The following is a 12,270-nucleotide window of genomic DNA, read 5'->3' as shown; positions in this document are numbered from 1 at the left end:
CCCGCCTGCAGGAGAAAAAGCAACAATATTACTTTTGTTAACAAGAATTACTTGCAATAATGGCGGCCAAATTGTTCTCGGCCTGCCTCGAGGCCTTGAAGAACGCTCACCCATCATCTTCATCAGGTCCGGCCAGCATGACACGTACCCAACCTTTCGCTTCGCCAACCCCATCGCGCGCCTGGCGCGCCACCGCTGCGCTGATTCTCAGCCTGGCGCTGGCCCCGGTCGCCATGGCCGATGAGCCCAATGCCACCGCTCCGGTAACGGCGCCGGCGGCCAGCGCTGCAGCGCCCGCTAGCGCTCCGGCCGGCGAAGCGGCACCGGGTACCGTCGCACCGGCTCCTGTTGCTGCAGACCCTAACGTGCAAGCCCTGGTGGAAGATACCTCGCTCGGCATGGCCCATGACCTGTCGCCCTGGGGCATGTACAAAAACGCCGATGTCGTGGTCAAGGCCGTCATGATCGGCCTGGCCATCGCCTCGATCATTACTTGGACCATCTGGATCGCCAAAGGCTTCGAATTGATGGGTGCCAAGCGCCGCCTGCGCGGGGAAATCGCCCGCCTGAAGAAATCGGCCAGCCTCAAGGAAGCCAGCGAAGTCTCCAACAAGGAAGGCACCCTGGCCCACACCCTGGTTCACGATGCGCTCGAGGAAATGCGCCTGTCGGCCAATGCCCGTGAAAAGGAAGGCATCAAGGAGCGCGTGAGCTTCCGTCTGGAACGACTGGTCCACGCCAGCGGACGTAACATGAGCAGCGGCACGGGCGTGCTGGCCACCATCGGCTCCACTGCGCCCTTCGTGGGCCTGTTCGGCACCGTGTGGGGCATCATGAACAGCTTCATCGGCATCGCCAAGACCCAGACCACCAACCTCGCCGTGGTCGCCCCGGGTATTGCAGAAGCGCTGCTGGCCACTGCACTGGGCCTGGTTGCCGCCATCCCCGCCGTGGTCATCTACAACGTCTTCGCCCGCTCTATCGCCGGCTACAAGGCGCAGGTGTCCGACGCGTCGGCCCAGGTACTGCTGCTGGTCAGCCGTGACCTGGACCATCAGGGCAGCGATCGCGCCGCCCCGCACATGGTGAAAGTGGGGTAAGCCATGGGCCTGCATCTGAACGAAGGTGGCGACGACCTCGCCGAAAACCACGAAATCAACGTGACGCCGTTCATCGACGTGATGTTGGTACTGCTGATCATCTTCATGGTCGCAGCGCCCCTTGCCACGGTCGACATCAAGGTCGACCTGCCTGCCTCGACGGCCAAGCCGGCGCCCAGGCCCGAGAAGCCTGTCTTCGTCAGCGTCAAGGCCGACCAGAAGCTCTATGTCGGTGATGACCCGGTTCCGGCGCCCGAGCGCCTTGGCCCGATGCTGGACGCCAAGACCAAGGGTGACAAGGACACCACCATTTTCTTCCAGGCCGACAAAGGCGTGGATTACGGTGATCTGATGGAAGTGATGAACAACATGCGCGCGGCCGGCTACCTCAAAGTCGGTCTGGTAGGTCTTGAGACGGCAGCCAAGAAATGACGAAGACGCGGCACAATCTGGCGCGTTACAGCGGCAGCCTGGCGCTCGTGCTGGGTGTCCATGCCGTCGCTGTGCTGCTCATGCTCAACTGGTCGGTGCCCCAGGCCATCGAGCTGCCCCCGGCAGCCATGATGGTCGAGCTGGCACCACTGCCGGAGCCTGCGCCACCACCTCCTCCCAAAGCAGTTCCCCAACCACCGGCGCCGGTCGAAGAACCCCCGCTGCCGAAGGTAGTGGAAGCCCCTAAACCCAAAATCGCCATTCCCAAGCCGCCCAAGCCGAAGGCCAAGCCACAGCCGCCCAAGCCTGAGAAAAAGCCTGAGCCGCCGAAGGAAGCGCCGCCTACCAAGGAAACGGTAGACGCACCACCCAGCAATACGCCGCCGCAGAAATCCGCAGCACCGGCACCGAGCGTCGCATCCAACAGCACCGCACTGCCGACCTGGCAGAGTGACCTGCTGCGCCACCTGGCGAAGTACAAGCGATACCCGGAAGACGCGCGCCGCAGAGGCTTGCAGGGCATCAATCGCCTGCGCTTCGTGGTCGATGCCGAGGGCAAGGTCGTGTCGTATTCACTGGCCGGGGGGTCGGGTAGCGCGTCACTGGACCGGGCGACCATGGAAATGATTCGGCGAGCGGGCAAGGTGCCCAAACCGCCGGCTGAGCTGCTGAACAACGGGACGATCGAAGTCGTCGCGCCGTTCGTGTACTCACTGGACCGCCGCTGACGCTTTTGTTTCTGTCACAAATCGGCAAGTCTGATAACGTGCGTCTATCGATTGCAGCCGCTATGCTGGGCTCGCAACTTCATGGACGCACGTTATGACCCTCACAGAACTCCGTTACATCGTCACACTCGCCCAGGAACAGCACTTCGGCCATGCAGCCGAGCGTTGCCACGTGAGCCAGCCTACCCTTTCGGTGGGTGTGAAGAAGCTCGAGGATGAGCTCGGCGTACTGATCTTCGAGCGCAGCAAGAGCGCGGTGCGCCTCACGCCGGTTGGCGAAGGCATCGTGGCCCAGGCTCAGAAAGTCCTCGAACAGGCTCAGGGCATCCGCGAGCTGGCCCAGGCCGGCAAAAACCAATTGACCGCTCCGCTCAAGGTGGGCGCGATCTACACGGTCGGCCCTTACCTCTTTCCTCACCTGATCCCACAGCTGCACCGCGTGGCACCGCAGATGCCGTTGTACATCGAGGAAAATTTCACCCATGTGCTGCGTGAGAAGCTGCGTAACGGTGAACTGGATGCGGTGATCGTCGCCCTCCCCTTCAACGAGGCCGACGTGCTGACCCTGCCGCTCTACGACGAGCCTTTCTGCGCACTGATGCCAGCCGACCACCCATGGACGGCGAAGAAAACCATCGATGCGGCATCGCTCAACGACAAGAGCCTGTTGCTGCTGGGCGAGGGTCACTGCTTCCGCGACCAGGTGCTGGAGGCGTGCCCCACCTTGAACAAGGGCGGTGAAGGCGCACGCCACACCACGGTCGAATCCAGTTCGCTGGAAACCATTCGCCACATGGTGGCCTCTGGGCTGGGGGTCTCTATTCTGCCGCTGTCGGCCGTGCACAGCCATCACTATGCACCGGGCGTGATCGAGGTGCGCCCGCTGACTGCACCAGCGCCATTTCGTACCGTGGCGATCGCGTGGCGCGCCAGTTTCCCGCGGCCCAAAGCCATCGAGATTCTTGCCGACTCGATCCGCCTGTGCTCGGTCGCCAAAACGCCCACTGAGCAAACTGCCTGAGCCATGAGTGAGTTGTCGAAGGTACCGGTCACGGTACTCAAGGGTGTCGGAGACGCCATGGCGCAGAAGCTTGCCAAGGTGGGCCTGGAGAACCTGCAGGATGTGTTGTTCCACCTGCCCTTGCGCTACCAGGACCGCACCCGCGTGGTGCCGATCGGGCAACTCCGGCCGGGGCAGGATGCGGTGATCGAGGGCGTGGTCAGCGGCGCGGACGTGACCATGGGCAAGCGACGTAGCCTCGTCGTTCGTCTCGGCGACGGGAGCGGCGTGCTGAGCCTGCGCTTCTACCATTTCAGCAACGCACAGAAGGAAGGGCTCAAACGCGGCACCCACCTGCGTTGCTACGGCGAAGCCCGGCCGGGCGCGTCGGGCCTGGAGATCTATCACCCGGAATACCGTGCACTGAACGGCGACGAACCGCCGCCGCCGGTCGAACAGACGCTTACCCCGATTTACCCGTCCACCGAGGGGCTCACCCAGCAACGGCTGCGCCTGCTCTGCCAACAGAGCCTCGCCCTGCTCGGGCCGCGCAGCTTGCCGGACTGGCTACCCGAGGAGCTTGCACGCGATTATCAGCTGGCCCCGCTGGACGATGCCATACGTTACTTGCACAACCCGCCGGCTGACGCCGACCTCGATGAGCTTGCCGAAGGCCACCACTGGGCCCAGCACCGCCTGGCATTCGAAGAACTGCTGACCCACCAGCTGTCGCAGCAGCGACTGCGCGAAAGCCTGCGCAGCCTGCGCGCGCCGGTGCTGCCCAAGCCCTCGCGCCTGCAGGACGAGTACCTGGCCAATCTCGGCTTCAAGCCTACCGGGGCGCAGCAGCGGGTCGCCAATGAAATTGCCTACGACCTCAGCCAGCACGAACCCATGCTGCGCCTGGTTCAAGGTGATGTGGGGGCCGGCAAGACCGTGGTTGCGGCACTGGCAGCCCTTCAGGCGTTGGAGGCGGGTTACCAGGTTGCGCTGATGGCGCCTACCGAGATTCTTGCCGAGCAGCACTACATCACCTTCAAGCGCTGGCTGGAGCCACTGGGCATCGAAGTCGCCTGGCTCGCTGGCAAGCTCAAGGGCAAGGCCCGGGCCAGTGCACTGGAGCAGATCGCCGTCGGTGCGCCAATGGTGGTGGGTACCCATGCCCTGTTCCAGGAAGAGGTCAAGTTCAAGCACCTCGCCCTGGCCATCATCGACGAGCAGCACCGTTTTGGCGTCCAGCAGCGCCTGGCCTTGCGCAAAAAGGGTGTGAATGGCGAGTTGTGTCCGCATCAGCTGATCATGACGGCGACGCCCATTCCGCGTACGTTGGCCATGAGCGCCTATGCTGACCTGGATACGTCCGTGCTGGACGAATTGCCTCCCGGGCGTACACCGGTCAACACGGTGCTGGTGGCCGACAGCCGCCGCTTCGAAGTGGTCGAACGGGTACGCGCTGCCTGCGCTGAAGGCCGTCAGGCCTATTGGGTCTGTACCCTCATCGAAGAGTCTGAAGAGTTGACCTGCCAGGCCGCCGAGAGCACTTACGAGGAACTTGGCAGCGCCCTGGGCGAGTTGCGGGTCGGGCTGATTCACGGGCGCATGAAACCGGCAGAAAAAGCCGAGATCATGGCCCAATTCAAAGCCGGTGATCTGCAACTGCTGGTTGCCACGACCGTGATCGAAGTCGGCGTCGATGTGCCCAACGCCAGCCTGATGATCATCGAAAACCCGGAACGCCTGGGGTTGGCCCAGCTGCACCAGTTGCGTGGGCGGGTGGGCCGTGGCAGCGCTGCCAGCCACTGCGTCCTGCTGTATCACCCGCCCTTGTCACAGGTGGGCCGCGAACGCCTGGGCATCATGCGCGAAACCAACGATGGCTTCATCATCGCGGAAAAGGACCTGGAGCTGCGCGGCCCTGGCGAGATGCTCGGCACGCGCCAGACGGGCCTGCTGCAGTTCAAGGTCGCTGACCTGATGCGCGATGCCGATCTGCTTCCGGCCGTTCGTGATGCAGCCCAGGCATTGGTGGCCCGCTGGCCGGAACATGTCAGCCCCTTGCTTGAACGCTGGCTGCGTCACGGGCAGCAGTACGGCCAAGTCTGACCCAAGTGGTCAATGGATCCAGCCTCCCGGCGAGGCTGGTTATACTTCGCTTTTAGGAATCAGTGGACACGGACCATGACTCAAGCTGCCTTGGACACCGCAACCCCACAAACACCGTCGGTTATCCGGTTGCTGCTCGACAAGCTCGGCGTCGCCTACCGTGAGGTGTTGGCACATTCACGCCCGCCGGCTCAGGCCTGTGTGCAGGCGGTGCTACTGGACGACGAGGTGGGCGCACTCATGGTGCTGCTGCCGCAAAGCCAACTGCTGGACCTGAGCCGGCTTACCGAGCTGACCGGCCGCACGCTCACCGCTGTGCCGGTGCCCCGCTTGCGCCAAATGCTGGAAAAACACCATCTCAAGGTTCTCCCGGGCATACCGGCGCTGACCAGCTCACCTTGCCAGTACGAAAAAAGCCTGCTCGAACCGGCGACCGTATTCATCCAGTCAGGCCAAGAGGGCCTGCTGCTGGCCATCGACCGTGACCCGTTCAAACGCCTGCTGAGCAAAGCCAGCGCCAGTGCCTTCGGGCAGGAGGTGCAGGCCATTACCCTCAACCTGGACCGCCCGGACGATGACACCCGCGAGATCAACCAGGCAGTTCAGGCCTTCACTGCGCGACGCATTCAGAAGCGGCTCGAAGAAACCATTGAAATTCCGCCTCTGGCCGATACCGCGCAGAAGATCATGAAGCTGCGTGTCGACCCCAATGCCAGCATCGACGATATCACCGGCGTGGTGGAAACCGACCCGGCACTGGCGGCGCAGGTCGTGAGCTGGGCGGCATCGCCCTATTACGCCTCGCCCGGCAAGGTACGCTCGGTCGAAGATGCGATTGTCAGGGTGCTGGGTTTCGATCTGGTGATCAACCTGGCCTTGGGCCTGGCGATGGGCAAGACGCTCAGCCTGCCCAAGGACCAGCCTCAGCAAGCGACGCCTTACTGGCAGCACTCTATCTACACGGCAGCTGTCATCGAGGGTCTCACTCGTGCAATGCCCCGTGCCGAACGACCCGAGGCAGGGCTCACCTACCTTGCCGGCCTTCTGCACAATTTCGGGTACTTGCTGCTGGCGCATGTGTTTCCGCCGCATTTTTCGCTGATCTGCCGGCACCTGGAGGTCAACCCACATCTATGCCACACCTATGTGGAGCGCCACCTGTTGGGAATCAGCCGCGAGCAGATTGGTGCCTGGCTGATGAAGCTGTGGGACATGCCCGAGGAGTTGTCCACGGCGCTGCGCTTCCAGCATGACCCCACCTACGACGGCGATTATGCAGCCTTTCCCAACCTGGTTTTCCTCGCCACCCGATTGCTTCGCTCACGGGGTATCGGTTCGGGCCCGAAAGAGGAGATTCCCGATGCATTGCTTGAGCGGCTCGGGCTTTCCCGCGACAAGGCCGAGGATGCCGTGAACAAGGTACTCGATGCCGAGGCCTTGCTGCGCGAGCTTGCCTCTCAGTTCGCGGCGCCGCACTGACTGACAGGGGCGCTAGCTCGGCCCCTGCGCGGTCAATGCTTCTTTTTTGGTTTCAGGTACTTCATCAGGCCCTGAAACCACATCACCAAAGCCGGGTTGCCCTTGATCTGGATCGCCTTGTCCTGGATGCCCTGCATGAATGCCAGCTGCTTGTTGCGCGCCTGCAAGGTAGTGAAGCCATAGGCAGCGTCCTTGAAGGCGATGGCGAAGGCAGGCTGCGCGAACGCGCCACTTTTGCTACGGATGCGTTCGTTGGCGACGATGAAATGACGGACGATCCTGCCATCGAGGGTCTGCATCTGGAATACCAGATCCTTGCCCTTGAGCTGCTGCTGGAAAGCCGGATTGTTTCGGCTTGCCCTGGCCATCAGCAGGCCCATGACCCAGAGAAGTAAGCGGAACTTCATTCAAGCGTCTCGTATAAAAAGTGACTGTGAGCGCCAGTTTATCCGCTTTATATGCTTTGCAGGGGCTCAACGAATCTTTTTTCGCATGCAACGGCAACGGGCGCTGTCAGCGCCCGTTCGATCGTCATGACGCTGACAGGCCTGGGTTATTTCGTCTTTTTGGCAGGCTTGGCAGGCACGTTGATACTGTCGCGCAAATTCTTGCCTGGCTTGAAGGCTACCGTGTTACTTGCCTTGATCTTGACGGGCTCACCCGTCTGCGGGTTTTTACCGGTCCGCGCCCCACGATGACGCTTCTCGAAGGTGCCGAAACCCACCAGCGTCACTGTATCGTTGTTCACAGCCTGGGTAATGCTTTCGAGGATCGCGTTCAGCACCTGGTTGGCCTGGTCTTTGGTCAGGTCGGTCTTCTCGGCGATGACAGCGGCGAGTTCTGGTTTGCGCATGATGATGAAGCCTCTTTGACGGGATTCTTGTTGTTATGCCGTGCCGCCTCGTGGGCAGCGTTCAAGGCGCCACAGGCTCTAAGCCGCAGCAGACGAGTGTGAGAATGGCACGCGCTTGAGTACCGCGCCAGTATCGGTACGGCCATAATGCATGCGCAAAAAAGGCATACACGACAGTTCGGGCGCCATTTACGCCATAACCGGTGGCAGCTGGCGATTGAGGGTCAGTCGTTCCATCACGGCATTGCCCGTAAGGGCGTACCCGATCAGCTGGCCATCGGCTGCATGGCAGAGCGCCTTGACGTCATTGCCCTCCCCCTCCGCCTGCCACGTCCCGACTTGTCCATTCGCTGGTGGCGAAACCACCAGAGGACAGGCAGGCGTCTTGACCGTGATGGGCATGGGCCCATAGCTGACGGCAGTGGGGGTGCCTGTCAGCGTCTGCGCCAGTGCTCGAACACCACTCATCAACGGCATGACGTACAGCAGGTTGATGCCGTCCACCTCGGCGCAGTCGCCCAAGGCGTGGATATTGGCATGAGAGGTACGCAGAAACCGGTCCACACGGATACCCCGCCCCGTCTGCAGGCCAGCTGCGGCAGCCAGGTCCGTTCGGGGGCGCAGGCCTACGGCCGACACGACCAGATCGCATGCGATGACCTGGCCGTCGGACAACTGTGCGCACACGCCGTCACCCTGGCGCTGCAAGCGCGTCAGCACGGGCCCGAGATGAAAACGAATACCGATACCCTGCAGCCCGCCCTGTACCGCCTGTGCCGCCGCCGGGTGCAACAGGGTGGGCATGATCTGCTCGCAGGGCGCGACCACGTCGACCTCGAAGCCGCCAAGACGCATGTCGTTGGCAAACTCACAGCCGATAAGACCGGCGCCCAGGATCAACACCCGCTGCTTGCCGTCAGCCGCAGCACGCAGGCGCGCGTAGTCTTCAAGGTCGTTGATCGGGAACATCAGGTCGCTGGCATCCCCTTCGACAGGCACGCTGATGGTCTGTGCACCCAGCGCCAGGACGAGGTCACGATAGGGCACTGCCTCCTCGCCGATCCACAGGCGCTTGTGGCCTGGGTCGATACCCGTTATGCGCGTATGCGTGCGCACCTCGACGTTCAATTGCTCGGCCATGGCGCCGGGCTCGGCCATGCACAACCCCTCGGCGTCCTTCTGCTTGGCAAAGCCGGTCGAAAGCATGGGCTTGGAATAGGACCGCCCATCATCGGCAGTGATCATCAGCACGGGTGTGAGCGCATCAAACTTGCGCAATTCCCGGGCGAGGTTGTAGCCCGCAAGCCCGGTGCCGATGATGACTATAGGAGGCGTCATAGGGGTTTCCTCGATCAACCGATGGCGATCATTTCAAAGTCGCTCTTGCCAACCCCGCAGTCCGGGCAGAGCCAGTCTTCGGGTACGTCTTCCCAGCGCGTGCCGGGTGCGATTCCATCATCCGGCCAGCCATCGGCTTCGTCATAGATCAGACCGCAGACAATACATTGCCACTTTTTCATCGGAACGGGTTTCCTCGGTTCAGGCTCGGCTTGGGTTTGAACTTGCGGCCTCTTCACGGGCCAAGGTGCAATCGAAAGGCTTTGTAGCGGCCCTGCCGGCAGTATGCAAGCAGTCGGGGCATTCATGCTAAGCTCGCGGCCTCTTTGGTTGTAACAAGCAGACCGACGTGTCGTACCCAACCCCGCACGCAGCCGCTGTCGCGTGGCTAGCGTATCCACAGGTGCAGGCCAGCCTCGCCACCTCCATGCTGGACTGGTTATTCGATGAGGGCTCGCTCACACGTCGGCTGACTCGACTGTCCGGCGACGATTTCTGCGTAACGCCACTGTTCGAAGGCTGGCAGCCGCTGCGCGAAGATGAATGCCTGGCCCTTGGCATCGCGCCCGGCGCCCAGGGTTGGGTCAGGGAGGTGTTCCTGCGCGGGCATGGTCAGCCGTGGGTATTTGCCCGCAGCGTGGCCAGCCGTGTGGCGCTGGAACGTGGCGGCCTGGACCTCGAGTCGCTCGGCAGTCGCTCGCTGGGCGAGCTGCTGTTCTGCGACAGAGCGTTCACCCGCCACCCCTTGCAGGCATGCCATTACCCCGAAACCTGGCTGCCCGCTGAAGTCGCAAGCCCAGGCCTGTGGGGACGCCGTTCACGCTTCTCCCGAGATGGACTCGACCTGCTCGTCGCCGAAGTATTTCTGCCGGCGTTGTGGCAGGCGGCACGCGAGGATACCCGTTGATGTACGTGCAACTGCTCAAGTCGTTGAACCGCCTTCACCCGCGCGCTTGGGACTTTGTCCAGCTAAGCCGTATGGACAGGCCCATCGGCATTTATCTGCTGCTCTGGCCAACCCTGTCGGCGGTGTGGATTGCCGGTCAGGGTTCACCGACGTTGGCCAATGTGCTGATCTTCGGGTTGGGTGTGGTGCTCATGCGCGCCGCCGGTTGCTGCATCAATGATTTTGCCGACCGCAAAGTGGATGGGCACGTCAAGCGCACCGCTGATCGACCTTTGGCCAGTGGGCGTGTACGCCCACGCGAAGCGCTGACGCTGTTTGCCGTCCTGGTGGGCGTGAGTTTCCTGCTGGTGCTGTGCACCAACAGCGAAACCGTCTGGCTTTCGTTCGCGGCGGTCGCGCTCGCGTTCTGCTACCCCTTCATGAAGCGCTACACCTATTACCCACAAGTGGTGCTGGGCGCCGCCTATTCATGGGGCATTCCCATGGCCTTCACCGCGGCCGGAGGTGAGCTGCCGGCCGCCGCCTGGCTACTGTACATCGCCAATCTGCTGTGGACGGTGGCTTACGATACCTACTACGCCATGGTCGATCGCGACGATGACCTGAAGATCGGTGTGAAGTCCACGGCCATCCTGTTTGGCGAGGCTGACCGGGTGATCATCCTGAGCTTGCAGGGGCTTTCGCTGGGCTGCCTGATGCTGGCCGGCAGCAGCTTCGCCCTCGGCGGCTGGTTCTACCTGGGCCTGCTGGGCGCCGCGTGCTGTTTCGTCTGGGAATTCTGGTCCACACGCCGCCTGGACCGAGAGGCATGCTTCAAGGCGTTCCTGCACAACCACTGGGCCGGGTTGCTGGTGTTCATGGGCGTGGTACTGGATTACGCGCTGCGTTGAGCGGTGCGCTGAGGCGCGGTACCGCCTCAGCAAGGTCCGCGTGGTCCACACCGCATGGCGACCTGTTCAGGTGAGAGGCCGTGTGGCTAACCCATCAGGGTTTGGCAATGTGCCAGACGTCCTTGACCCCGTCACCGTGCCTGTCCCCCGCCTGCTTGTCCTTGACGAAGGTATACAGCGGCTTGCCGGCATAGGCCCATTGCTTGCTGCCGTCATCACGCATGACCACGGTCCATTTGCCTTCGGCTGCCTGATCCTCGGCCTTGACCATCAAGGGCGGCCAATTGCTGGCACACTCGCCGTTGCACATCGACTTGCCACCGGTGTCCTTGTCGAAGGTATAGAGCGTCATGCCCTGGTCATTCACCCACATGCCCTCCTTTTCCATGGCCGGCTCGGCCAAGGCGATGCCCGGTAGCGAAAAGGCCGCGCAAAGGGCCATCCAGCTCAGCGTATGTCGTGTCATTGGATTCACCGTGTCGTGAGGAAAAGGTTCGGTTGCAGGCGCAACCGCCGCCCTGTGAAGCCTAGCCCAGTCATTGAATGTCGCGAGAACCGCCAATACCCTGTCACACAGCTGCAATAATTCCGTTATCTAATGCGGGGCCAAGACAGCGAATCCAGGAGAGGTTTTGAGCATGGCTGGCAGGAATATTCTGATCGTCGACGACGAGGCGCCCATCCGCGAGATGATTGCCGTGGCCCTGGAGATGGCAGGTTATGAGTGCCTGGAAGCAGAAAGCTCCCAACAGGCCCATGCCATCATCGTCGACCGTAAGCCGGACCTGATCCTGCTGGACTGGATGCTTCCCGGCACCTCGGGCATCGAGCTGGCCCGGCGGCTGAAGCGCGACGAGCTGACCGGGGACATTCCGATCATCATGCTTACCGCCAAGGGCGAGGAAGACAACAAGATCCAAGGCCTGGAAGTGGGTGCGGACGACTACATCACCAAGCCGTTTTCGCCGCGTGAACTGGTGGCCCGCCTCAAGGCAGTGCTGCGACGCACCGGCCCCAGTGATGGCGAGACCCCCATCGAGGTCGGCGGACTGCTGCTGGACCCTATCAGCCATCGCGTCACCATCGATGGCAAGCCGGCCGAGATGGGGCCTACCGAGTACCGCCTGCTGCAATTCTTCATGACCCACCAGGAACGCGCCTATACCCGCGGCCAGTTGCTGGACCAGGTCTGGGGGGGCAATGTCTACGTCGAGGAACGCACGGTCGATGTCCACATTCGCCGCTTGCGAAAGGCGCTGGGTGAGGCCTATGAAAATCTGGTACAAACGGTGCGCGGCACAGGCTACCGCTTTTCGACCAAGGTCTGACCTGAAACGCAGCTCTCGGCTCAAGGCCGTCGAATGGACGTGAACGCGCTACCGATCCGCTTCTGCGTGCAGGTTCGTACTTGCTGTTGATCGCTGGATTCGAAGGATCCCC

At 62.3% G+C, this 12,270-nt stretch carries 14 protein-coding genes; 9 read left to right on the top strand and 5 right to left on the bottom strand.

Annotated elements, in window-relative coordinates:
* The first annotated feature begins 137 nt into the window (after positions 1-137).
* The 6 genes from exbB to PFU01S_RS00490 all read left to right on the top strand — a co-directional run bounded on the left by exbB (position 138) and on the right by PFU01S_RS00490 (position 6,842).
* Positions 138-1,100 carry a tonB-system energizer ExbB gene (gene exbB / locus PFU01S_RS00515; RefSeq protein WP_028686778.1) on the top strand — a complete coding sequence of 321 codons (963 nt, stop codon included), beginning with the start codon at positions 138-140 and terminating at the stop codon, positions 1,098-1,100.
* Positions 1,101-1,103: 3 nt separating this feature from the next.
* Positions 1,104-1,532, top strand: coding sequence for a TonB system transport protein ExbD (exbD, locus tag PFU01S_RS00510; protein ID WP_027913360.1), 429 nt, complete (start codon positions 1,104-1,106; stop codon positions 1,530-1,532).
* Positions 1,529-2,260: an energy transducer TonB gene (locus PFU01S_RS00505; protein WP_027913359.1), complete on the top strand. Its 732-nt coding sequence runs from the start codon at positions 1,529-1,531 to the stop codon at positions 2,258-2,260. The genes exbD and PFU01S_RS00505 overlap by 4 nt, the downstream gene beginning before the upstream one ends.
* Positions 2,261-2,354: 94 nt before the next feature.
* Positions 2,355-3,281 carry a hydrogen peroxide-inducible genes activator gene (locus tag PFU01S_RS00500; protein ID WP_023532770.1) on the top strand — a complete coding sequence of 309 codons (927 nt, stop codon included), beginning with the start codon at positions 2,355-2,357 and terminating at the stop codon, positions 3,279-3,281.
* Positions 3,282-3,284: 3 nt separating this feature from the next.
* Entirely contained in the window at positions 3,285-5,363 is a 2,079-nt protein-coding gene (recG, locus tag PFU01S_RS00495) for an ATP-dependent DNA helicase RecG (RefSeq protein WP_027913358.1), read from the top strand.
* Positions 5,364-5,438: 75 nt separating this feature from the next.
* Complete coding sequence (locus tag PFU01S_RS00490; protein ID WP_027913357.1) at positions 5,439-6,842, top strand: aminoacyl-tRNA deacylase and HDOD domain-containing protein; 1,404 nt, start codon at positions 5,439-5,441, stop codon at positions 6,840-6,842.
* 32 nt (positions 6,843-6,874) lie between these two features.
* On the opposite strand, the gene PFU01S_RS00485 is transcribed toward PFU01S_RS00490, so the two are convergent.
* From PFU01S_RS00485 to PFU01S_RS00470, 4 genes are all read right to left on the bottom strand, one after another.
* A complete protein-coding gene (locus PFU01S_RS00485; RefSeq protein ID WP_028686779.1) occupies positions 6,875-7,249 on the bottom strand; it encodes a hypothetical protein in 375 nt (124 codons plus the stop codon).
* A 146-nt stretch (positions 7,250-7,395) separates the two neighbouring features.
* A complete protein-coding gene (locus PFU01S_RS00480) occupies positions 7,396-7,695 on the bottom strand; it encodes an HU family DNA-binding protein (protein WP_023532344.1) in 300 nt (99 codons plus the stop codon).
* Positions 7,696-7,884: 189 nt separating this feature from the next.
* Positions 7,885-9,033 carry an NAD(P)/FAD-dependent oxidoreductase gene (locus tag PFU01S_RS00475; protein WP_028686780.1) on the bottom strand — a complete coding sequence of 383 codons (1,149 nt, stop codon included), beginning with the start codon at positions 9,031-9,033 and terminating at the stop codon, positions 7,885-7,887.
* Positions 9,034-9,047: 14 nt separating this feature from the next.
* Positions 9,048-9,215, bottom strand: coding sequence for a rubredoxin (locus PFU01S_RS00470; protein WP_023532601.1), 168 nt, complete (start codon positions 9,213-9,215; stop codon positions 9,048-9,050).
* A 167-nt stretch (positions 9,216-9,382) separates the two neighbouring features.
* On the opposite strand from PFU01S_RS00470, the gene PFU01S_RS00465 reads away from it, so the two are divergent.
* Complete coding sequence (locus tag PFU01S_RS00465; protein WP_028686781.1) at positions 9,383-9,940, top strand: chorismate--pyruvate lyase family protein; 558 nt, start codon at positions 9,383-9,385, stop codon at positions 9,938-9,940.
* Entirely contained in the window at positions 9,940-10,830 is an 891-nt protein-coding gene (gene ubiA, locus PFU01S_RS00460; protein WP_028686782.1) for a 4-hydroxybenzoate octaprenyltransferase, read from the top strand. The genes PFU01S_RS00465 and ubiA overlap by 1 nt, the downstream gene beginning before the upstream one ends.
* Before the next feature lie 94 nt (positions 10,831-10,924).
* Here the strand turns inward: ubiA and PFU01S_RS00455 are convergent, their stop codons facing one another.
* Entirely contained in the window at positions 10,925-11,296 is a 372-nt protein-coding gene (locus PFU01S_RS00455) for a COG4315 family predicted lipoprotein (protein ID WP_028686783.1), read from the bottom strand.
* 172 nt (positions 11,297-11,468) lie between these two features.
* Here PFU01S_RS00455 and phoB point away from each other — a divergent pair, with 172 nt between their 5' ends.
* A complete protein-coding gene (gene phoB, locus PFU01S_RS00450; protein ID WP_023532543.1) occupies positions 11,469-12,158 on the top strand; it encodes a phosphate regulon transcriptional regulator PhoB in 690 nt (229 codons plus the stop codon).
* Positions 12,159-12,270: the final 112 nt, after the last annotated feature.

Origin of the sequence: Pseudomonas fulva NBRC 16637 = DSM 17717 (assembly GCF_000730565.1) — a bacterium.
In the GTDB taxonomy this organism is placed as follows: Bacteria; Pseudomonadota; Gammaproteobacteria; order Pseudomonadales; family Pseudomonadaceae; genus Aquipseudomonas; species Aquipseudomonas fulva.
Note: the sequence above shows the minus strand (reverse complement) of the source record. Positions and strands in the feature narration are given on the sequence as shown.